This window comes from Pricia sp. (assembly GCF_041745955.1).
Lineage (GTDB): Bacteria > Bacteroidota > Bacteroidia > Flavobacteriales > Flavobacteriaceae > Pricia.
The window spans coordinates 24,076-45,962 of sequence record NZ_JBGTHY010000488.1 but is presented as its reverse complement, the minus strand read 5'-3'; the positions used below and the strand labels follow the sequence as shown (position 1 = coordinate 45,962).

Below are 21,887 nucleotides of genomic sequence, written 5' to 3'. Positions count from 1 at the left end.
ATCTATCCATTCTATTATCTATGAATTTACTAACGGGATTAACACTTGTATCGTCGATCTCATTTCTATGTTTCGGAGCCGCCTGTTTATTCGATGCGCGAATGAAAGACGAATTCATTCGGTACCGACTGGCGGACCGGAGAAGGCTCACGGGATTTCTTCAAATTTTGGGGGGAATAGGGCTATTATTAGGATGGCTATTTTTTTCCCTACTGGCACTGTTTGCATGTCTGGGTCTGACCCTCTTAATGGTTTTGGGTTTCGGGGTCAGAATCAAGATTAAGGATACGTGGCTACAAGCCCTACCTTCGTTAAGCTATGCCCTGCTTAATGCATACTTAGCTATATTATACCTTTCTAAACTCTGATTACGATAGGTAAATTAGGACTAAACACAGTATGAAAAAAAGAAAGGCCGGAAAAGATTTTATCAAGGGATCTTTGATTTTCAGGTGCATGATTATGGAGCCTACAAGCAAAACCGCCAATCCGATTACTGCCGGTTTGATTAAGAAGGGATAAAAAATGCCGGCTAGTAAAACAAGGGATAGACCAACCTTTAGAAATCCTACCACATAACACATCCAAACCGGTAGCCCGTAGACTTGAAATTCCTCAGTCAGGGTTGTGGCGTTGCCTCCCCTCCAGCGTGTAGGTTTTTTGTTCTGTAAGAGCCAAACGTTCAATAAACTTAATCCAACGATCAGTTGGAGTACAATTCTTATAAATTCCATAACGTATTTTTGTTAAAGTTAATAGTAATAAGAGTATTAGCATCGTTTTATAGGAATAAGTTTTGACGGTATTCCCTATCTCTTTCAAGCCTTATTCTTAACCTTTGTATTTCTATGGAACATCTACATTACAAACTCTACAAACCTTTTGGAATGCTGAGTCAACTCGATTCGAACGACGCGAAGCAGAGACGTAAAAAGCGTTTTTTAACGGAACTCCATGATTTTCCGGACGGTATTATGCCCATAGGACGACTGGACGAAAAATCGGAAGGTCTTCTTTTAATGACCACGAATGGAAAAATCAGCTATGCCATCAATCGCTCCGGAGTCGAGAAGGAATACTACGCGCAACTGGACGGCGAAATATCGGATGAGGCCATCGCATTGTTATCCAATGGTGTTGAAATCGGACTTGAAGGAACTACATATGCTACAAGACCCTGCCTTGCAAAACGATTGGCTGCAAATCCCCAACTTCCAGAACCGAATGCAACACTGCGATTAGGTCGCCACCGCCCAATGTCGTGGATTTCAATCACCCTAACGGAAGGTAAGTTCCGCCAAGTACGTAAGATGACCGCTGCCGTAGGTTTTCCAACATTGCGACTGGTGCGAGTTCGGGTGGGCACGATTGGACTTGGGGATTTAGCACCGGGAGAAGTATCGGAATTACCTAAGGCGGATATGGAGAGGTATGTAGGCAATGCTTTTTGTACCTGCTCGATCAGTTAAAATCAAAATGGCCATTTAGAGCCACAGCGGTTGGTAATATCCAAAAACAAATAAATCGCATTCGCTTTTTAACGAATGCGACCTTATAAAATTAGCTTACTGTATGTCCCTAATTTATAGAATTTTCTAAAAATTTAAGACGAGCGTTCGCCATAAAGAAGATCTTAAAACAAAGGTGTTTATATTCGCTTCACTCGAACGGCATTCATCCCTTTCATACCTTTTTCTAGCTCAAAAGAAACAGCGTTACCTTCGTCGATTTCGTCGATGAGGCCACTTACGTGTACAAAATATTTCTCGTTGTTTTCAGAATCGATAATAAAGCCGAATCCTTTGTTAAAGTCGTAAAAAGAGACTTTGCCGTTTCTTACCGGATCGAACTTTTCTTCGTCGCCCTCTTCCTTTTTCGGTATTCCCAGCACGATATCCTCCGCATCTACTTTTACTTTCTTAGAGGGATCTGGTGGAGTATCCACAAGGTTGCCCATGTGGTCTACATACGCGAAAGGTATGCCTCCGCCACTATCCTTTTCCGCTTTGCGGGCCTCTTTCTTTTTTTGTTTCTCTTCACGCTTTTTCAAGCGTTTTTTTTCTTTTTCAGTCTTACTATAAGTCTGCTGCGATTTAGCCATTCGTTATTTTGTCCTTTTAAAATTTAGGAGGATAAGGTATGTATTTTATTTGATCCCCACTACAATAATCGACCTTTAAGTCGTTTTTCTATTTTCTGCTTAATGGCGGTCAGGCGTTTCATCACGTCCATTAACTGTATATCCTTCGTTTTCTTATACTCCTCATTGATCGATAAAATCAGTTCCTTGGCTTCCCTTGCGGCATTTACACGATCACTCGTTGTCAATCCCGACCATTTTCTATTTTCAAAGTTGGAAGCTCTTTCTAGTAACTCCATAATACATATAAAATTTAGGTGTAAAACTTTAGTGGTCTGGTCGGAAAGTGCTAATAGTAAATAATAGTAGTACAAAATCTGGAAATAAAAAATTTTGTTTACTGTTTTTAACACTAGTTTAAACAAATAACCCTCATCCAATTCGGATAAGGGTTATTGTCACACTATAGGATAGGCACTATTTTTTCAATGAAATATTCTCCTTACTACCATTAGGATAGGCCAATTCAGCCACTTCATCGCAACTGCCGTCACCGAAATCTACGGATACTTCGAGGCCGTTCTTGCTCAAAAGCATAAGTCCCTTTCCGATATAATCACAGCCGAAATTTGCCTCCAGAAGCTTGGGGACGCTGACGGAGTAGGTATTGCCATCGGCCTTTACGGTCCAATCGCCATTTAGGGTAAGCATTCCCTCGCCGAATTCCGCACCAAAAACGATAGCAAAGGTCTTGCTTCCCTTTTCGGAGATAACCTCACCGTCGGCCATGGTAATGGTCATATCGCTAACTACATCGAAAACAATTGAATTTTCCTGTTCCGTATCGAACGCGAAACTTCGTGTACCGTCAATACCGATTTTGCCGACCATCAAATTGTCGAAGTTTACGGCATAGGCATAAGAATCACCTTGCTTTCCATATACTACGGACAAGGAACCGTTTAAGATCTCGCCATTTTCTTCGACGCTGCAATTATCAAAGGAGACGGAATAACCGGTATCGGAATACACCGCTTGATAACAAGCTTCGTTTTTTGCACTTTTCCCGGATTCACCTTGATTGAACAAATCGCGTACGATATTATCGGCGGTACTGGAAACTTCATCAATTTCCAGGACCGTCTTGATTTCTGCCGTCGACAGTTCTGTTTCCTGCTCAACGGAATCCTTATCGTCCGTACTACAACTAAAAACAACAAGCGCCATACTGCTTAACAGTAAAAACTGTTGGATTTTTTTACTTACTTTTTTCATCTTTAAGACTTTTGGGTTTATGGTGTATAAACGTAACTGCTAAGGCTTTAGTGTTTAAAAACCGTTTATTCGACCAACGGTAATCCTACATTTCCTTTAAAGTCCCCATCTATTTGAAAAATTGAATATACTTTTTAAGAAATCGCTACGTTGTAGAATCGTATACGATATAATATATTTATAGTATGTCAGGAAATATCAACGTAAGGGACAAGGTTCGGGAACACCTTTTGGAACAGATGCAGGAAGGAAACCTAGAGGCAGGGCAAAGCATAAGTTTGGCCGCCCTCGCCAGAAAACTCAAGGTAAGTGTCACCCCTGTCAGGGAAGCGCTTACCCAGTTACAGCAATCGCAGATCGTTCAGGCCATACCTAATTGCGGTTTCAGTATTGCCAAGGTCAACCCCGAAGAGGCCAAAAACCTCTATGAACTCGTCGCCCATTTAGAACTGCTGGCTTTGGAGGAATCTACTTTCGATGTTGCCGCCATAGAAAGGCTGAAGAACCAACGCGATGTGGTGGCCAAGGCGGAGGATTCTTTGGAGCGGGTCAATGCCTATATGGAATTCCATCGTTTATTGACCGAAAACTATAGTAATTCGGTGGTTCAACAGATCCTGACCGATCTTAAGACCCGTGTCTTTTTCTACGAGAGGGCGTTTATGGCCAATGACTCTTTCCACTACAACTCCAATGCCCAGCACGACGCTATCATTTCGGCCATTGAAGAGGACAACATTCCCTCGGCATCCCTTTTTCTTAAAATGAATTGGATGTTGATTCAAAGTTATATAGAGAAGCAGTTGGTAGTGCTGTAGGGAAAATTCCTCCCGAATTTTCGGGACAAGTACCAAATTCCAAACCGTTCTGCTGGCATGTTGGCATGTCGGCATGTCGGCCCAATATAAAAACCGCCTTCACCTTTCAGGAGAAGGTGCACGCTTTAAGACAATGTTTGTGAACGATGTTAGTATTCAAACACTGTGTTTAACGGGTAGCCCTCGCAAACAGATCTTATGCCAGACCCGTGAACAAACGGGTTCAGTTATTTTTTTTTGAAATCGTAGCTATAAACTGCCGAATGGGTAAGGGCAAGTTGCTTTCATCGTAATGGGCCTGGTGCTCTTCTTCCCCATCGATCAATTTGAGGTGATACTGCAATCCATCCCTTAAAGCCCGGTTTTCCGGTGTCAGTTTACCATCGAAGGCATCAAAAAGGCTTTCTTTTGTTTTATCCTGCAAATCGATATTCCCTTTAAATTCTTTGGGAATACCCGTAAAACCGCCCTCTATTAAAATTTCATATTCCATCTTGAGCGTTTTTACATTACACATTTTTACTTAATAATTCCTATTTCCGCTACATCAAGCTATAATCGGCGTAAGTCCGACTTGGGAAAAACTTTTGGCAATGGCATCTACCGCCATTTCGGATGCTTTATTCTCTTGGGTCAACCTTTGTGCGGTTGCTATCGTAGTTTCCAACATATCGTTAAAATTGGCGGTACGCCACAGCACTTTTAAGGTTTCGAACCAGATCAGCGCACATTCGTCGATTCCGATTTCCAAGCAGCTGAGGTAAAAGGCCTTATTGGGGATGCCCGAATTGATATGTACTCCCTGATTATCGGACGACCCGGAATAATAATTGTCCATATGATCGGGTTGGGTATCGAAATCGTTGGCGGTACCGGGCGCCTTCATCGACCGGATGGCCACTCCCGGAAAACCCTCGGTCACCACGGAATCCCCGATGAGCCAGTCCGCTTCCGAGATATCCTGTTTTAGATATTTTTGCTTGATTACCGTAGCGAAGACATCCGAAAAATGCTCGTTCAAGGCACCGGGTTGGCTTTGATATTCCAAATTGGACAAAAACTGGGTCACACCGTGCGCCAGTTCATGGGCGACCACATCGATGGCACAGGCGAAATCGGTAAACTCCTTGCCATCGCCGTCGCCATAGGTCATCTCGTCACCATCCCAAAAAGCATTGTTATAGGCCTCGCCATAATGTATGTTCGAGATAATCTTGAGTCCGTTTCCGTCGATGGAATCCAATCCAAATGTATCCTTAAAATACTCCCGTACAAATCCGGAAGTGTCATAGGCCTTGTTCGCCGTTTCGTCTTGTGTAGGCTCGTCTCCTTCTTTACGTACCAACATCACCCTTTGTTCGTTTTTGTTCTGGGAATCGTAGATAAAACGATCACCGTTACCATCCTCGAATTCCCGGGTCAGAAGATTATTGAGTACGGTACGTCGTCTTTCCAAAAAGCGTTTGGAATCGTTAAGGGCCTCCTTGCAACTGATATTCCCGCGTTTGGCGAGTTCTTCCAAAATATGGGGTGGCACGATGAAGCAGTGATGTTTGTTACACATGGCAAATGGGTTAAAAGTTGTAGGTTTCATTCAATCTTTACTAAAATTACTCTTCTTTGATGACGAATGCCAATGTATTCGCGTTAAGGCTTTGCTAAAAAACAAAAAGGCTCCCATTATAGGAGCCTCTATCACTAATGGAAAATCACATTGATCAGCGCTTGATAATCATCTGCCTATGATACTCATTACCGGCCTGATCTTCGGTGCTGATAAAATACATACCTTCGGATAAGCGGGATACGTCGAATGTATAACCATCTTCATATTTCACGTGTTTGGCGTCCAAAGCTTTCATTAACCTGCCTTGCATATTATAAACGTAAATGTTCTTTAGCTCGACCGATTTTATGAACTTTAACGTGACCGTTATCGAAGCGGGATTGGGGAACACTCTAAAATCATCGTCCGTTTCCAAAGGTTTTTTTACCGTAATAACGACCATAGCCTTAGAAATTTCACCCGCTTCATCCTCTACCGTTAATGTTGCGGTAAAAGTGCCCGCATTAGTATAGGTATGGCTCAGCCTTTCACCGGATGCATCGATACTGCCATCCCCAAAGTTCCAACTAAAGTTCGTTATACCTTTGTCATCCGAAGAACTACTACCATCAAAAGTCACGGTTAAAGGCGCAAAACTTTCCGAAACATCGCTGACAGCCACGGCAATAGGCGCATCATTCGGTATCATTTCCGCGAACACCACCTCGAAACTATGGTCTTCTTCAACATTCTCGAACGTATAGCTGATAGCGGTTTCGACCGAAATACCATCCACCAACATATCGATGATCTCAAAACCGTCATCCGTTACGATGGCAAAAGTCTGTGCTTCGCCTTTGAATACATCGACACTTCCGCTGGGCGAAAGTTCACCACCGGTGTTGGCACTCGCCTTGATGGTATATTTCGTTCGTTTCGAGGTCGCTGCAAATACAGCCTCGATGACGTGCGCTTCGGTCACATTTTCGAAAATATATTCCGAAACGTTCTGCATTACGTTGCCGTCTACGATAAAGTGATCGAAAGAATAACCTGCATCGGCCACAGCGGTAAAACTTTGCGAACCGCCTTCAAGAACGTTGATGATGCCCTCTGGGGAAATGGTTCCGCCCGTATTAGTCGAAGCCGTGATGGCATGGGTAATGGTTTCAAAAGATACACTAATCGTATGCGCTTCGCTTACGTTTTCAAAAATATAGCTGTCCGCAATCATCTGACCAATACCATCGACCTGTATGTCGGCGATAAAATATCCGGTATCCGGATTGATGGTAATAATGAGGGCCTCACCTTCTACAACTTCTATCTGGCCTTCGGGCGAAATCGTTCCGTTGGCGCCTGCCGAAGCAAAAATACTATAGATGGGCTTTGGATCTACGACAATCTCGAGCGTTTCGCTATCGGTCTGACCCTCGGCATCGGTTACGGTCAAGGTTACATTGAACCTTCCGGCCTCCATAAAGGTAAAGCTCGTGTCCGCCAAATCAGAGGTCGATGCGAGGGCATCGCCGAATTCCCAGAGATAGTCCGTAATCGCAATATCATCCACAGAACGGCTTCCCAAAAAGGAAACTTCTAATGGAACTTCTCCCTGTAGCGGTGTTGCACTGGAATAGGCCAAAGGTTTACCGGAATTGTCAACGATCCACGTGAATTCTTGCATGGTGGTATCCGCCACATTGGCCTTGTTGGTAACGGTCACCGCGACCTGATACGGACTGCCCGCTTCAACACCGGAACCGGTACCGTCAGCTCCCCTGTCCGATTCAGCGGTAGCGGTCAGCTGTGTATCGGAATAATTAGCCCCGTCGATCTTATAAAGGGCCATTTTATCGATGGCATGACCCGCCGAACGTTCGGAGACTTCGAAGGTATAGGTACCCGGGTTCACGAACCAAACATATATATTATAGGGGATATCATCGAAGGTCTTGGCCTGCCAATCGTAAACTTCCGAATCTCCACTACTGCGATAAATGTTAAAGAAGCCATTGCTTCCACCGCCTTTCGGTGTCGTCTCCGGAGTAATTCTCGAGCTACCTTTAGGGAAAACGATAGTTTTGGGTTCACCTTGCAAACTGTCGATTATTGATGCCTCATCTATGGGGTTCCCTTTATACCCGAAAAACCATACGTCATCATTGTTAGGAAAACGCAACCAGTTATCATTCTCATCAGAATCGGATATTCCACTATAGAAACTTCTCCAGTTAAATCGGTAGACTCCCGCATTGGTCACGGTTACCTGATACGGAATGGTACCGCCGTCTATCGAGTTAAAGCTATTGGTTCCAGCGATAATACCGGTCGCCCCACCAGCATTAGTTTCCGTCCATCCGGGTACGATTTCACCTGATTCGGCCTCAATCACTACGAGTCCATTTTCTTCTAAGAAGGGCCCATTATTTTCACCGGATGACACTGTACCAGAGATAATACCAGTATCGGCATCCATGGTTAAAATCGGAGGTAGCCCGGTAGCGGTATACGTAAAATCAGTGCTGTTGCCATCTATTTGAATGGGCAATGACACCTCATCACCTTCCTTATTATATTGCGTTCCGGGATTATCGAAACCTGAGGACAGTTCCCCGTTCTTAAGGATGATTTTTAAGGTGGATGCTGCGCCGTAGTCGATGGTCAACAACGCACTGGTATTTTGTCCCGTTTCCGTTAGGGAAACGCTAATGCCATGTGCACTTTCGGAGGATAGAAACGAGTTCTCCAATCCACCGGATACTATACGATACTTTACGGCATCTAGACCGCTCAGTTGCATGGAACGGATGAATATTCCTGTATTTCCGCCTCTCACCTGCAAGTTGAAATTAACCGTAGTATCGGTCTCAATATCAACGATATCCGGTGCGGTAAAGGTGCTTGAGGTACTCGGCACTCCCACAGGATTGTCGTCGCCCAAATACTCCATGTTCTTTTGTCGGCCAGCGCCCTTTTTGTCGGAACCGGCGAGAACAAATACCCCGTTACCGGAAACGATCGCTTGTGTACCGTGCCGCTTATGGTTCAGGTTAGGCAATCGTTTCCAGGTCTGGGTCACCGGATCGTACTGCTCGGTAATCGCCAGAGCGTCAGTGGTTAAATTACCATCGACTATCTCTTCATTGACCTCACCTCCAATGACCAGTAACTTGCCGTTCAAATTGGCCACGGCCGCCGCTGCCCTAGGGGTAGGTAGATTTTGATCGGTAGGAAGTGTGCTCCAGGTACCGTTCGCAAAATCGTATACGTCCACTTCGGGAACGGTAGGATTGAAAACTCCACCGGCATCTCCGGACAGACGACCACCGACCATATACATTTTACCGTCGATAAGACCGGCATGAAAATGATCTCTTGCGTGAGGGGCATCCGCCAAGGGCGTCCACTCTCCCGTTGCGGGGTCATATTCGTCGAACCAGTTGACATAGCCGCCGTTATGGCCAATGGTATTTCCACCAGAAATATAGAATTTATCATTGTAGACGATCAGACCGGCTGATCCCCTTCTTCTGTTTACAGGAATTTCGGGTCCTTGGATCCACTCTTGGTTCGCCGGATCGAAAGCCCAAACATATTCCGCCGGTTGTTCGCTCGGAAAACCATTATCGGTAAAGGCTCCGATGACCCAGATCAAGCCCTGATATTCGGTTGCCTGAAAGTGATTGAACGCCACCGGCGGTGAATCGACCAGTTGTGACCAGGTATCCGTTTCATAATCGTATATATCAATGGTAGTGGCATTTTCCCGGCCGCCCATGAGATAGAATTTATCCCCCACCTGTACCAACGAACATTCGTGGCGTGCCGTGTAGTTCTGGTTCTCGTTTTTGTCGGTCCATTGCAGGTTGACAACGGACCAAGTAAAGCCGATACTTTCGATTTGCGAACCGGGCTTGGAGACCGTAACGGTCACCTGGTGTACACCATCATTGTTCGGCCCGCCCAATAGCGCATCCTCCGCAATGTTCCCGAAAATCTGTCCATTGGTAGGTTCAATATCGATACCATTGGGTTGGCCGAAAATCGTATAGGTAAAGTTTTCCTGTTGACTACCTCCGGTTGCGGAAACTGCCAAAACGCTGCCCTCATTTACCTGATATATTTGATCGGCAATCGAGGCCACGGAAATCGGGGCGGTACCCTGATTAATACCCATAATTTCAATGGCCTGCAGCACGGGGTTTTCGTTCGCCCCATGTTCGAACAGCACGTTGAGCTCGCCATCGATTACCTTGACGTCGTACGCCAACATTCCGGCATGAAATTCCGTTCCGCTACCACCGTACAAGGCGACTACATCGATGTTGTCTCCCTTGATTTCCCCTTCCAAAGAAATATCGAACATTCTTGCCCCAACACTGTTCGCGGGCTCATAGCCATTACCCGTGAAAATATTTACGGTATAATCGCCATTTGCCACTGGAAACTTGAATTCCATTTCAGGACCGCTCGATGCATCGTATCGCTCTTTTAAATAGAGGGCATTAAAGGTCGCCTCATCGATGTAGACCGGAACGGATGCGTGTCGATTTTCATATAAAAATGTATTATTGGGACCGGGAATTTTTCCCGTGTTCACGGTATAATTGATTCCGTTTACCGCACCTTCGCCCACATTGGTTTCCCAATTCAGTTTACCATCTGTGGCAGATACGTCGGCACCACCGGCATTTACCCTGGCGATTACCATGTATGAAGACGCTACATCATTCGTCAAAACAGCCTGGAGTGGGATTATAAAGGGGGAGTTGTCGCCCGTGTGCTCAATGACCAGATTAGCGGTCTTTGTTCCAGCATTGGTATTGGGATAAAAGTTTAAGGGCAGTGTCTTTTCCGTATTTGGCCCAATGGTCATCGGTAAGTCGGACTTGCTTTCGAATAGTGCGGCATTTACGCCGGTAACGCTGATATCCGTTATTTGGATAGCTCCGGTCGACGGTCCGCCCTCGTTGGTCAACGAAGGTATTAACTGCACCTGCCCCGACCCAGTCTTCAAAACACCAAAATTCAAAGGATTTTCGGAAAGTGCCAGGTTTGCGGCGCCATCCTCGGTGACGTTAAGAAAGTCCCAGGTCGCGGTAAATTCCGGACCGGGGCCTGCGGAAGTAGAAATAATACCTACCGCCATTCCCTGATTGTCGTTGGGATTTAGAAGACTGGCAGGAAGCGTAACCGGCGATCCCAAAGCAATGACATTCTCACCACCATCGATGGAATAATAGGGCTGTGCCATGTTTGCTGCCGGATTGACGCTAATATAGATGTCCACGGAAGGTCCTTTTATAACATTGGCTACGTCGTATGTTTGAACGGAAACATTGGAGCTGCCGTCTTCCAATACAACCTCGAAACCATAGATATCGTCGGTATTGGAAACACCTTCCGTAATTGCGACCTTCAGATAATGGTCTTGGTCTCCGTTCCCGAGGTACATCCCATAAGAAAGTCCGCTTACGGGTGTAATACCGGCAAAAGGGGTCTCGATTTTCGTGTGCGCCGTAAAAGGTTCGGAATTGCTATCCACATTGACCCCAACCTGAAACGCATAATCCTGAGTGTTTGAAGCCCCTCTTGCATCACCCGAACTGACCGCATCTATGGTGGCTTTGCCCCCAGCCCCGCCGAAAGTTAGGTTGTTCTCTTCTAGTTGGTCCAAATAGTCGGTCGTACCGCTCGGGTCTAGCATCAGGCCCGTAAAACCGAGGCCGAAAAGCCCGGTTCCCGGATCATTGTTCCAAAACGGGTATATAATCGGAAGGTTGGTAGTAGTCCCGTTGTCCGGATCTAGGGCAAATGCATCCAAAACATCTGCAATGCCATCGTTATCGTCGTCGTCGTCGTTCAGGTCGGAAATAGAATCATCGTCACTATCGGTCGGCTTGCTTCCGCCTGAACAGATATCCGTTCCGTTGGCTACCTCGTCATCGTTCGAATAACCGTCGGAATCATAATCCTCGGTACCAACATAACCGGGATCCGTAGGTTCAAGACAGCCTGCAAAATCGGAAGGTTCGAATACCGTAATGTTATTTGCACCATAGGTAGCGGCCCAAACCGTACCGGGAAAAATATCGGAATCGCCCTGTGCGATGACATCTAAAGGCTGTGCCCCGAAACCACCAAGGAAATTGTTATTTTTGGTGCCAAGGCCAGTCCCGTTCGCATCGAGTTGGTATCTATTTATGTATCCTTTGCTAGCATAAGAGGCGCTCAAAATGTTGCCTTTCATGGCACCACCAAAATTACTGGCCGTATACTCGCACATGCCATTGGTCGAATATTTTACGACATCCAGAATATTTACCCTGGGATCGGACTGAACACCGGAAAGATAGGCGCCTTGTCGTGGATCATCGGGAAAATCGGAAATAGCAAAATTCGTGTTGAAATATCCCGTAACTCCCGTTAAAAGATCGCCGAAATTATAATCGGACGTAGCGATCCAATCACCATCGGTACCTTGAACGACATAGGAATGCACCTTTATTCCGGCACGTGAGGGAAAAGCCCGAGTCGGCACCGGATGTCCGCCGTAATACGTCCCGTTCGCATCGTTGATAGTACCCACATAGTGCAAAGCGTCGCCATGTGCGCTACTGTTCGCTTCATTGAAATCGTTGGTGATATAATCTCCTGCAGCTGGGTTGTAGTTGGCGCTGGTCTGATCGCTTTTTATAGTTCCGTTACTAGTATAAATAAGCGGTTGCCCGCCCCAATTGGTGTTCGGTCCATTGTCACTGGTAAAAATTCTGCCATCGGAAGTAACGACCACATCATAGGCATTGCGATATCCGGGAGAGAATATCTGTACGGGTCCTCCCGGCTCGGGAAAAGCTTGGTTCAAACCATTATTTCCGCCGAAGGGATCACCCAGATCAATGGTCGCATTATACAGGGGATGGCTTGCGGGATATGGAAAATCGGGACTTGAATTCGTGATATCGGTCCGGTCAGGATCGTTCAGCGTCGGCAGATCATAGATATATTTTGTGCTGCCTTCCCGGGTGTCCAAAAACGGACCGCCGTTTGCAGTTTCCATGTTTTCCAGTTGGGTAAGATTTACAATAAGGAGTGAGGCGGACAGAAAAGTTTCTGAAGTACCCGCAAAATTATTACTGGGAGCCCCTTTGTTAGCGTTGCCCCCTTGCAGCAGCAGTAGATAAGTGTTGCCGTTGCGTTCGAAAATATCCATTCCGTTGGTGGAATGGTTCTCTTCACATCGGGAAAGGCCCCGAACCAGATCGACCTTATCCCAAGTACTCCCCGTCCACGTTAAACGCGAAAGAGTACCGGAGTTGGTATCCAAGTTGGAATCACCGGCGCTGGGCCCACCACCGATACGCGAATCGGAAGAGCTCACATACAATACCGGAACCGAAGCGGTTCCTGCGGCAAGAAGTCCGGTTACCTGCCTAGTGTTCGAGGTGTTTATCGAGCCGTCGTCGTTGTGGTTTGGCACTCCCGTTTTTATAACCGAAATGACGTTGGTGTCAGCCACGTTGTAAGATCCCTGACCTGCGTCCGCGTTGTTACGAACTATCGTGTACTCGAAAAGTGTTCCGTCTTGTTGCGAAACATATAGCTTGCCGTTCGGACCGAAGTCCAAAGAAGTCGGATTTTCGAGGTTTACCCCATTGAGCCCTTTCGAATTAAAACTTTGAGCGTACGAAAAAAAGGTGAGAATCAGAACGGTAATCAAACAGGGGAGCAGGCTCCGCCTGGCGTAGAATTGTATCATAGGTTATGTTAGATTTGGTTCAAAACACCTATTGACTTGGAATCAATGGATGGAACAAAATTAATTTGACCTCTTCAAACCGCACAGAAACTAGAGTCTTATTCGATTACTTCCCAATTTTTATCGCCCACCGGATCGAAGTTTGACAGGTTATCGGAGAAACTTGCGGATGATTGATTACGGTTTTTTTGGATTTACCTATATTTAACCTGAAAAACACTAAACACCAACGAGAATTTATGAACATCAACCGAAGAAATTTTCTAAAAGGCACTACAGCCGCCATGGTACTCTCTTCCTTTGGCGCTTACGGTATCGACCTGATGCACAGCGAAAAACCGATACGGGTGGGATTGATCGGTACAGGTTGGTACGGCAAGAGCGATCTGTTCCGATTGATCCAAGTGGCCAATGTCGATGTGATTTCCCTTTGCGACGTCGATAAAAATATGTTGGCGGATGCCGCAGAACTGGTAAGCCAACGCCAGAAATCCGAAAAAAAACCCAGGCTATATTCCGATTACCGCAAAATGCTCGCCGAAAAGGATTTGGATATGGTTCTCATCGGTTCACCCGACCATTGGCATGCCCTTCAGGGAATCGAGGCCCTACAATCGGGAGCACATGTATACCTGCAAAAGCCCATCAGTGTCGATGTTATAGAGGGGGAAGCGCTCGTCGCGGCAGCTAAAAAATATGGCAAGGTAATTCAGGTGGGAACCCAGCGGAAGAGTACTCCCCATTTGATCGAAGCCAAAAAGAATATCGTCGATGCCGGATTATTGGGTAAGGTATCACATGTCGAGATGTGCTGTTATTACCACATGCGCGATACCGGTGTTCGGTCTCCCCAACCGGTGCCCGATTTTTTCGATTATGATATGTGGACGGGACCTGCCCCCCTGCGTGAATTCGACGGCCTCCCCCACCGGAGATGGCGCGCGTTTATGGAATATGGAAACGGCATTATGGGCGATATGTGCGTGCATATGCTCGATACCGTAAGGTGGATGCTCGATCTCGGTTGGCCGAGACGCATCAGTTCCTCCGGCGGCATTTACGTACAAAAGGATGCCGATGCCAATATAGCGGATACCCAGACCGCCATTTTCGAATATGAAGATTTGGACTGTGTTTGGAACCACCGATCATGGGGTACGCCCGCGGACCCCGATTATCCCTGGTCCTTTAAACTTTATGGCGACAAAGGAACGCTATTGGGCAGTGTCATGCAGTACGAGTTTATACCCGAAGGCGATGGGAACAACATCCAAAAAGACGTCATCTACGAACGGGAAAAATATCCCGAAGATCTTACGGAAAAGGATATCGAGCTGCACGCTGCCCCCGCGACCCGAGGCCATATGTTGGATTTTCTGGCCGCCATCGATCAGGGCACCAAACCTATAGCGAACATACAGGAAGGCCATATCTCGACAGCAAGTTGTATCTTGGCGAATATGGCGATGGAGCTCAAAAGGCCTGTGGTCTATAATCAAGAATCCATGACCGTACTCGATGACCCCGAAGCGACGAAATTATTGCAACGGGGCTATCGTGAGGGGTGGGAACATCCGGTGCCGGGGATGTTTCAATAGTCAATTAACCCACCCTCACCGTACAGACCACCTTCTCCTGCCCTTCGGTAAAATAGGCCATAATCGGCAAGGCTTCCATTCCAGGTACCATATTGAAAACCCGCGACTTTTGGGTTTCTTTAATCGAAAGCGGAACGTTGGCCTCAACAACTACTTTGCTTTCCTTTTTTAGGATTTCAATTCTATTTTCGGAAACAATCACTATCTCATCTTCAATGGGAGAGATAACGGGGAGGGCCAAGGCTACTTTCGTATCATTTTGACCATCTTTTATTTTTGCGGTAATTATAGTTTTTTCCTTATCTATGGTATAGTGCAATCCATAGGTACTGTTCGGTAAAATTTTCCGATTTCGATCGGTCAGGTTTGTTTGTACCTCGAAGTTGATGGTTCCGTTTTCATCGCCATACCCTACCGTCGCTTCCAAATCGAAAAGGTTGCTGTACCACGTACCGTCTGCTATACGTTCGATTCTAGGCGTAAGAGGAATATCTTCCCCATCGGGCTGAGGTTGTTGATTGTTCGCTTCCACCAAAATATATTCCGCCATACTTGCCATAAAAACAGGACCGACCCTTTCGTGCCAAAGAACCGCCAAGGCCCCTCCCGTAGCCGCTTGGGAATGTTCTTTCTTGAAAACTACATCGTAGGAAGATACCGTTGCCCGCCACGGTCCCCGGGCTACCAGCCAAACATCGAGTTCGGGAAAATGCCGTACCCCGTCGGCAATCGTTCGGGGTATTGCTGTTTTCTTTGAAATCGCTTTAAATTTCAGTGGATTGTCCAAAACAAAGGCCAAGGATTTTGCATGCGTAAAAGAGTGATGCACGCAAGGTTTTACACCATGGGATTCGTAGTGCGGCCCGCCGGCAAGTAATCCGTCAACCGTGCACCTTTGCAATAGCTCGGTGTTGAGATAGGCGGCGGTACCGAAAGCTGGGTTCCGGTCCGCCATCAGTCCGAAGGCCGGCTGACAACCGTCGGTGGTACGGCTGCCCCAATAGCTCCATTTGTTCTGACGGGTGCCCCAACTATTGTCCCATGCCCCATCGGGAAGCAAAAATTCCAAATGGCTTTCCATTGAGATTTGTAATAGGGTAAGGAGTTCTTCATCCTCTTCTAAAAAGGCGTACTGAACCAACCCGTTTAGGGTTTCTTCTACGTTGTAGCCAAGATCTACTGGTAAAAGCCCTTTTGAACTACGTTCATCGGCGGGTTTGTTCTCCCCAAAAAGTAACTTGTTGGGTTTTGTCAGCCAATTCGGTACCTCCTTCGCCAGTTGCCTACTGTGGGCGATATAGTCTTGGTTATAGAACATACGTCCTAGAAAATTCAGCGCATACACGGCGGTAAAGGCATAATTGATATGGCTATAGTCGATCGTAAAGTTTTTATGGATAAACTCCGCCGCTTTCTGCAAGCGTTGGGTCCATTGTGTCTTAATTTCTTCGGATAGTACATGGCCATGATGATGTAAGGCTTCCCCTAAGGCAATTGCACCGAAAACGGTAATACCCTTCCACGATTTTGGATCGGGAACGACCGTCCAGCTTCCATCGGGCATGGAGACGTTTTCCGACCATTTCATGACATTGATGGCGGCATCGCGGTATTTCACATCTCCTGTTTTATCCGCCAAATACAAAAAGGGATATACGGCATCCATACCCCGGCCATGGATTTTATCACAGGCAGGGCAATACAGGGCGCCGTGAAGCAAAGGGTTATCGGGATTATCGATTTGTACGGCAATTAGCCCGTCGCACCACTCTTTTAACAGTCGTTCAACCAGCTTAAGGAAGTCGGATTGAAATACAGGATTCTTTTTTTCTTCGGATGTGCATCCCGATAATGGAAGTCTCATAGCAGCACCCGCCGCCGCGGACAAATACATAAATTTCCTTCGTTTCATAATTCCGTATAACTGTATGCTCGCTAATCCATATAAAAAACTTCCTCCAAGGGGATGGATATCGGGGAGTTATCAGGATTCGTTTCCATGATATCCGCCATAAAAGCCCACCATTTTTGAACAATTTCCGTGTTGGCCAAACCCTGCGAACCGTCATCCCCGGATACTTTTTGAAAGGCAAAGAGCGTGTCGGTTTCATTTTCGAGAAATATGGAATATTCGCTTACGCCCGAATCTTTGAGCAGTTTCTTCAGGTCCGGCCAAATTTCGTTGTGTCTCTTTATATAGAGCTCTTTTTGACCGCGATTCAATTTCATTTTAAAGGCTAAGCGTTTCATGGGTTCAGTGGATAGTTTGTCTGTTCATTTTGAGATTACATGTTCCATCAGTTCAGTTCATGGTTTACCTAATACTCCCGATTTGTTCGTTTCAGCAAGTTGTTGGCCTCGGCATTATCTTTAAATTGTTCTTTGACAGGATCCCATTCCAAATCCTGTCCCAACCAATACGCGATATTGCCAACATTACAGACCGACGCGGATCGATGTCCGGTCTCTGCGGGACAAATCGTTTCGCCCTTGGTTTTGATGGCGGAAAGCCAATCTTGATAATGGTTGTTCTGGTCATCGAATAGTTTCGAAGGATTCTCGAACGGCTCTTCATAGACGATATTAAGGGGTAGGGACTCCAAAAAACTACGGCCGACATCCAAAATTCCTTCTGAACCGATAAAGCGAACGGACCAACTTCTGCCGAAATCTTCATGAACCATCTCTATACCATTTTTATATAGCATTTTTAGTCCCCGTACAGCCTTGGGGTCTTCGGGAGGCATAAATTTTACGGGGCCGGTTTTATCCATTCCCAAGCACCACTGGGCAATGTCGAACATGTGCGCGCCCCAGTCGGCGAGGATACCGCCACCGGTTTCCTTATAGTCCCGCCAATCGGGATATTTATCGACTACTTGGGGTGCAACTAAACTATTGTAGGCCAGCAAAGGCGCCGGGCCGCACCACAAATTCCAATCCAGACCTTTCGGCATAGGTTCTTCAGGAAGGTTGTACGCTATTGCCGGGTCACCTACGTTGACGATTACTCTTGAAATTTCCCCCAACTTTCCGGAGCTGACAATTTCCTGGGCCTTTTTGAAGCGGTCCCAAGAGCGCTGCATACTGCCGGTCTGGAAAACGGACTTATTTTTTTCTACGGCGTCGACAATGGCCCTGCCCTCGGCCATGGTATTGGTCAACGGCTTTTCGCAATACACATCCTTTCCGGCGTTCATCGCATCTATGGCCTGAATGGCGTGCCAATGATCCGGCGTTGCGATTACCACTGCATCGATATCCTTTCTATCCAGTATTTTTTGATAGTCCAGATAGGTTTTTACACCCTTATAATCCGCTTGCCCCCGTTTTTCGGCATAGAATCCGCTGACAACCTCCTCGAAAGCATTGCGCTTGGATTTCCAGACATCGCTGCCCGCTACGATTTGGGCATCGGTGTTACTGATAAATTTGTTGGATAAAATGCCGCCTTGCTTACCAAGGCCGATATAGCCTAAATTGATCTTGTCACTCGGCGCGGTGAAGCCTTGGCCCAAGACATGTCGCGGGATGATCGAGATGGCGCCCACAGCTAGTGCACTATTGGTTAGGAAATTTCTTCGAGAGCGTACTTTTTGTTTTTTCTTCATTTTTTATGTAGCTAAGTATCGTAAATTTATTCTTCAAGTTTCAGCATTTCACTCCCCGCCAACAAAAACGCCCCGGTGCCAAAATTCTGCCAACTGTCGGCACTCGCCGGTTCGGGACTGGCGCCGATATTCTGCACCCAGCCCACTCTTCCATCTTCGTGTTGGCAGGCGCGGAGGGCGGTCCATGCCTTTTTGACCACGGGGGCATATTCGGCTTTGTTCAATATGCCTTTATTGATGCCCCAGGCAATTGCGAAAGTGTAAAAACCGCTACCGCTTACCTCGCCGTGGTCGTATGATTCAGGCGATAACAGGCTGGTACGCCACAGGCCGTCCTCAGACTGTATCCCTTTGATACGGGCTGCCATTTCTTTATAAAGAGTCAAATAAAAATCACGATGTTCGTAACTTTCCGGTAGGGCATCCAGCATTAAAGCAAGGCCCCCGATGACCCAACCATTTCCCCGGGACCAGAATATTCGTTTGCCGTTTTCTTCTTTTAAATCATCCGAATTCCCTTTCCAGACAAAACGGGTGTCACGGGCGAACAAATGCTCTTCTTTATTATAAAGCAAGTCGTAGGTCTCTTTGTAGTATTTGTGCATGGCTTCTAAATACTTGTCGTCTTTTTTCAGTAGGGCATATTCAACAATTACGGGCGGGGCCATAAACAGGGCATCGCACCACCACCAAAGAATACTCTTTTCGGCATCGCTTCCATCTTTCCACTGATTCGACTCAAAAAGGTGTTCGTCTATAAATTTTTCAGTAGGCTGTAGGTCTACAAGATTTTTCCGCGTACTATTGATGTATAAGTACGCATACGATATAGCAACATCATCTGCGTGATAGGGCCGCGGTGCCGTCTGCCAATCGTTTTCCCATCCCATATGCTTTAAAGCGGCTAAGTACACTTGGTCATCTGTTGATTTGTGGGCCTGGACCAGACCTGTATAATAGGCGCCATTGGTCCAGTCGGTCGGTGCCAAGGCATAAATAGGATGTGCCTCTTGCCACTCAAGCGCTTTTATCATGGCCCGTTGGTCCGAAATTTTATTCGTTTGCGCATGTACTATTTGGCCAACTATAAGAGTTAGTGCTAGATGTGCCGCGGAAAATAAAGTAGATTTTTTCATGTTGTTGTTCGGTTTAATTTTGTTGCATGACCCGCACTTTAGAAAGGAAAGATTATCCCTTTAATCTATAAATTCTTTCATTGGGACGACCGATTCAAATTCCTTGATGCGTATATTCCTGTAATAAATTTCTGCAGTCTCCGATTGAAACCCAAAATTACCTTCGTTCTGACTTAAATCTGTAGCTATATTGACTATTTCATCGTTTAGCTTGTGAATGGTATAGGCATCTCCCATTACGATGACCTCGCACTGATTCCATTGATCGTTTAGGCCGTCAAAGGGGGCATCGGCCAACGCCCTATGCTCAGGGGTTTTCGGAACGCTTGGTAGCCCACCATTTTTGGGCATTAGAAAACTACCATTCTTAGCCCCATACCATTTGATAGTTACGAATTTTGCCCAAAAATCGCCTGTGTGATTTTGATTTTTGGTGTGGTCGTATCGAATTTGGTATTCGATACCCTTGGGCCAAATTTTGTCATCATAGACGTGATAGAACATTCCCGCATCATATTGGAACTGTTCAAAGTTATTGGCAATTTTTTTACCCCATTTATATTCGAACCGCAATATGTACTTACTGTATTTTTTCATGATGTAGAACATACCATGGGTACTGTTTTCTCCGGTATTCAGATCCAAACTGTCCGGAGTGTCATTAAAGACGTGTACCATTCCGTCTTCGATTGCAAATACTTTTTTTGCCATTTTATCATCTCCGTTGCGGAGTTGTAGATACCATCCATCCCAGTTTTCCCCATTGAAAAGCGTTGTAAATCCTTCTTCTATGGAAGGTTTATTTTGAGCCGACCCGCCATTCATGGCAAAAATTACTACAGCAAAGGTCAAAGACTTCAACCTCATAAATGTTCGTTTGTTCATATTTTTAGTTCTTAAATAATTCTTTAGTCCTCCTTAAACTGGATTTATCCCTCTCATAAAATACTACACAATCTACGCTATACCTGTGGGTGCAACCAGCTATGGTGAAACTACATCCCTCTCTTTTTTAATCCGAGAATTAAGTTCATGAAACACATACCTGACTTTCTCCTCATAAATGTAACACTGCCATTAAAAGCTTAGAAAACTACTCAAAGAGTCTATGATGATGTTCCGAAACATAAAAAGTATGTCCATTTAAAATCGATCGTATTTCTGAAAAATAGCTAAAATTGTTAGAAAGACTGTCCTGCACTATCCTGAACAAACGAAACTAAGAACCGCATTTTTTTTTATCCCTTGCAATGGACCGGAAATAATTAATTAAGGTTCAATCATCAGCCTTCAAGGAAAATACCTTAAAATTATCGATGGCCATATGATTGTGTACCGTGCGAATACCAAAATATCCCGAAGCGTAGGGTTTTTCATCATAGAAATCAAAAATCAACTGATCATTTCGATAGTATTGAACGATACCTTCGGAGACACTGATTTTGATATGGTTTACCATATTGCTCTCGATAAGATACTTAGGGTCGGAAAGGTCATGTTCGGACAATAATGGTTTCTTGCCCGTACCCGTATACCTCCTGAAACGGGTCTTGGTATTGTGATGCCCCCCTAAACCCACGTAATACAGCTGTAATCTATCGTAATTCTCGAATTTTCCATTCCGGTTTTCGGAGGTAGCGAAAAAATTCTCAGGATGTTCCAGATCGCTCGCCAGCCAAAAGCAGTTCAAATCCGATACCCGGTCTTTTGGGCCGCCCCTGTCCAAGACGACGGCATCGTATTCGATGATCAACGGAGCTATAAGTTTTTTCGTATACCAGACCGTACATCCGGCAACATCTATAATTTCCATCGCGGCGTTCGATACTTGCACCGTTCCGCCGGGCATCTGCTCTACCACCCAATCTGACATACCCGAATTGAAATTATCTTTGTGCAGAAGTGTTACCGCTTGAACCTCATTCTTAATGCCATTCTTTTGTGGTTTGCATTGAACACTTATCAAAACCAGGGAAAAATAACACATGCCGATCATCGCTGAACTTGTAATTCTTGCTGACACTTTTTGCATTTTTCTCCTATTTTTCCGGAAGATAGGTCTCC

Annotated in this window: 17 protein-coding genes; 4 read left to right on the top strand and 13 right to left on the bottom strand. The window is 45.8% G+C overall.

Translation table 11 applies throughout. The features are described 5' to 3' along the window. Nucleotides 1–20: 20 nt before the first annotated feature. The gene (locus ACEW8S_RS17300; RefSeq protein WP_373519369.1) at nucleotides 21–368 is read left to right on the top strand and encodes a DoxX family protein; all 348 of its coding nucleotides are present in this window, start codon (nucleotides 21–23) and stop codon (nucleotides 366–368) included. Here ACEW8S_RS17300 and ACEW8S_RS17295 read toward each other — a convergent pair whose 3' ends face one another. Further along, nucleotides 369–734 carry a DoxX family protein gene (locus ACEW8S_RS17295; RefSeq protein WP_373519368.1) on the bottom strand — a complete coding sequence of 122 codons (366 nt, stop codon included), beginning with the start codon at nucleotides 732–734 and terminating at the stop codon, nucleotides 369–371. Between the two features lie 114 nt (nucleotides 735–848). Between ACEW8S_RS17295 and ACEW8S_RS17290 the strand changes: the two genes are divergently transcribed. Further along, nucleotides 849–1,469, top strand: a complete 621-nt coding sequence (locus ACEW8S_RS17290; RefSeq protein WP_373519367.1) for a pseudouridine synthase — start codon at nucleotides 849–851, stop codon at nucleotides 1,467–1,469. Nucleotides 1,470–1,648: 179 nt separating this feature from the next. Here ACEW8S_RS17290 and ACEW8S_RS17285 read toward each other — a convergent pair whose 3' ends face one another. From ACEW8S_RS17285 to ACEW8S_RS17275, 3 genes are all read right to left on the bottom strand, one after another. Continuing rightward, entirely contained in the window at nucleotides 1,649–2,101 is a 453-nt protein-coding gene (locus ACEW8S_RS17285) for a cold-shock protein (RefSeq protein ID WP_373519366.1), read from the bottom strand. 59 nt (nucleotides 2,102–2,160) lie between these two features. Continuing rightward, nucleotides 2,161–2,379, bottom strand: coding sequence for a hypothetical protein (locus ACEW8S_RS17280; RefSeq protein ID WP_373519365.1), 219 nt, complete (start codon nucleotides 2,377–2,379; stop codon nucleotides 2,161–2,163). 178 nt (nucleotides 2,380–2,557) lie between these two features. Beyond that, nucleotides 2,558–3,355 (bottom strand): hypothetical protein, encoded by a 798-nt coding sequence (locus ACEW8S_RS17275; protein WP_373519364.1) that lies wholly within the window; start codon nucleotides 3,353–3,355, stop codon nucleotides 2,558–2,560. Nucleotides 3,356–3,540: 185 nt separating this feature from the next. On the opposite strand from ACEW8S_RS17275, the gene ACEW8S_RS17270 reads away from it, so the two are divergent. After that, a complete protein-coding gene (locus ACEW8S_RS17270) occupies nucleotides 3,541–4,173 on the top strand; it encodes a GntR family transcriptional regulator (protein WP_373519363.1) in 633 nt (210 codons plus the stop codon). A 223-nt stretch (nucleotides 4,174–4,396) separates the two neighbouring features. Here the strand turns inward: ACEW8S_RS17270 and ACEW8S_RS17265 are convergent, their stop codons facing one another. From ACEW8S_RS17265 to ACEW8S_RS17255, 3 genes are all read right to left on the bottom strand, one after another. Next, complete coding sequence (locus ACEW8S_RS17265; protein ID WP_373519362.1) at nucleotides 4,397–4,666, bottom strand: hypothetical protein; 270 nt, start codon at nucleotides 4,664–4,666, stop codon at nucleotides 4,397–4,399. Between the two features lie 54 nt (nucleotides 4,667–4,720). Next, nucleotides 4,721–5,737, bottom strand: coding sequence for a M4 family metallopeptidase (locus ACEW8S_RS17260; RefSeq protein ID WP_373519361.1), 1,017 nt, complete (start codon nucleotides 5,735–5,737; stop codon nucleotides 4,721–4,723). A 154-nt stretch (nucleotides 5,738–5,891) separates the two neighbouring features. Continuing rightward, nucleotides 5,892–13,478 (bottom strand): PKD domain-containing protein, encoded by a 7,587-nt coding sequence (locus tag ACEW8S_RS17255; protein ID WP_373519360.1) that lies wholly within the window; start codon nucleotides 13,476–13,478, stop codon nucleotides 5,892–5,894. A gap of 239 nt (nucleotides 13,479–13,717) precedes the next feature. Here ACEW8S_RS17255 and ACEW8S_RS17250 point away from each other — a divergent pair, with 239 nt between their 5' ends. Next, complete coding sequence (locus tag ACEW8S_RS17250; protein ID WP_373519359.1) at nucleotides 13,718–15,076, top strand: Gfo/Idh/MocA family protein; 1,359 nt, start codon at nucleotides 13,718–13,720, stop codon at nucleotides 15,074–15,076. Nucleotides 15,077–15,080: 4 nt separating this feature from the next. Here ACEW8S_RS17250 and ACEW8S_RS17245 read toward each other — a convergent pair whose 3' ends face one another. The 6 genes from ACEW8S_RS17245 to ACEW8S_RS17220 form a co-directional block, all read right to left on the bottom strand. Further along, complete coding sequence (locus tag ACEW8S_RS17245; RefSeq protein WP_373519358.1) at nucleotides 15,081–16,988, bottom strand: hypothetical protein; 1,908 nt, start codon at nucleotides 16,986–16,988, stop codon at nucleotides 15,081–15,083. Nucleotides 16,989–17,011: 23 nt separating this feature from the next. Then, the gene (gene rhaM, locus ACEW8S_RS17240) at nucleotides 17,012–17,326 is read right to left on the bottom strand and encodes an L-rhamnose mutarotase (protein ID WP_373519357.1); all 315 of its coding nucleotides are present in this window, start codon (nucleotides 17,324–17,326) and stop codon (nucleotides 17,012–17,014) included. Between the two features lie 68 nt (nucleotides 17,327–17,394). Continuing rightward, nucleotides 17,395–18,687, bottom strand: coding sequence for a Gfo/Idh/MocA family protein (locus tag ACEW8S_RS17235; RefSeq protein WP_373519356.1), 1,293 nt, complete (start codon nucleotides 18,685–18,687; stop codon nucleotides 17,395–17,397). Nucleotides 18,688–18,713: 26 nt separating this feature from the next. Then, nucleotides 18,714–19,823, bottom strand: a complete 1,110-nt coding sequence (locus tag ACEW8S_RS17230; RefSeq protein WP_373519355.1) for a glycoside hydrolase family 105 protein — start codon at nucleotides 19,821–19,823, stop codon at nucleotides 18,714–18,716. A gap of 60 nt (nucleotides 19,824–19,883) precedes the next feature. Beyond that, nucleotides 19,884–20,708 (bottom strand): DUF1080 domain-containing protein, encoded by an 825-nt coding sequence (locus ACEW8S_RS17225; RefSeq protein WP_373519354.1) that lies wholly within the window; start codon nucleotides 20,706–20,708, stop codon nucleotides 19,884–19,886. A gap of 391 nt (nucleotides 20,709–21,099) precedes the next feature. Continuing rightward, entirely contained in the window at nucleotides 21,100–21,855 is a 756-nt protein-coding gene (locus tag ACEW8S_RS17220) for a DUF6250 domain-containing protein (protein WP_373519353.1), read from the bottom strand. Between the last annotated feature and the right edge of the window lie 32 nt (nucleotides 21,856–21,887).

Excerpts from the sequence above, each read along its gene's own strand:
- ACEW8S_RS17300 (WP_373519369.1), top strand. The coding sequence starts at position 21 with ATGAATTTACTAACGGGATTAACACTTGTATCGTCGATCTCATTTCTA.
- ACEW8S_RS17295 (WP_373519368.1), bottom strand. The coding sequence starts at position 734 with ATGGAATTTATAAGAATTGTACTCCAACTGATCGTTGGATTAAGTTTA.
- ACEW8S_RS17290 (WP_373519367.1), top strand. The coding sequence starts at position 849 with ATGGAACATCTACATTACAAACTCTACAAACCTTTTGGAATGCTGAGT.
- ACEW8S_RS17285 (WP_373519366.1), bottom strand. The coding sequence starts at position 2,101 with ATGGCTAAATCGCAGCAGACTTATAGTAAGACTGAAAAAGAAAAAAAA.
- ACEW8S_RS17280 (WP_373519365.1), bottom strand. The coding sequence starts at position 2,379 with ATGGAGTTACTAGAAAGAGCTTCCAACTTTGAAAATAGAAAATGGTCG.
- ACEW8S_RS17275 (WP_373519364.1), bottom strand. The coding sequence starts at position 3,355 with ATGAAAAAAGTAAGTAAAAAAATCCAACAGTTTTTACTGTTAAGCAGT.
- ACEW8S_RS17270 (WP_373519363.1), top strand. The coding sequence starts at position 3,541 with ATGTCAGGAAATATCAACGTAAGGGACAAGGTTCGGGAACACCTTTTG.
- ACEW8S_RS17265 (WP_373519362.1), bottom strand. The coding sequence starts at position 4,666 with ATGGAATATGAAATTTTAATAGAGGGCGGTTTTACGGGTATTCCCAAA.
- ACEW8S_RS17260 (WP_373519361.1), bottom strand. The coding sequence starts at position 5,737 with ATGTGTAACAAACATCACTGCTTCATCGTGCCACCCCATATTTTGGAA.
- ACEW8S_RS17255 (WP_373519360.1), bottom strand. The coding sequence starts at position 13,478 with ATGATACAATTCTACGCCAGGCGGAGCCTGCTCCCCTGTTTGATTACC.
- ACEW8S_RS17250 (WP_373519359.1), top strand. The coding sequence starts at position 13,718 with ATGAACATCAACCGAAGAAATTTTCTAAAAGGCACTACAGCCGCCATG.
- ACEW8S_RS17245 (WP_373519358.1), bottom strand. The coding sequence starts at position 16,988 with ATGAAACGAAGGAAATTTATGTATTTGTCCGCGGCGGCGGGTGCTGCT.
- rhaM (WP_373519357.1), bottom strand. The coding sequence starts at position 17,326 with ATGAAACGCTTAGCCTTTAAAATGAAATTGAATCGCGGTCAAAAAGAG.
- ACEW8S_RS17235 (WP_373519356.1), bottom strand. The coding sequence starts at position 18,687 with ATGAAGAAAAAACAAAAAGTACGCTCTCGAAGAAATTTCCTAACCAAT.
- ACEW8S_RS17230 (WP_373519355.1), bottom strand. The coding sequence starts at position 19,823 with ATGAAAAAATCTACTTTATTTTCCGCGGCACATCTAGCACTAACTCTT.
- ACEW8S_RS17225 (WP_373519354.1), bottom strand. The coding sequence starts at position 20,708 with ATGAACAAACGAACATTTATGAGGTTGAAGTCTTTGACCTTTGCTGTA.
- ACEW8S_RS17220 (WP_373519353.1), bottom strand. The coding sequence starts at position 21,855 with ATGCAAAAAGTGTCAGCAAGAATTACAAGTTCAGCGATGATCGGCATG.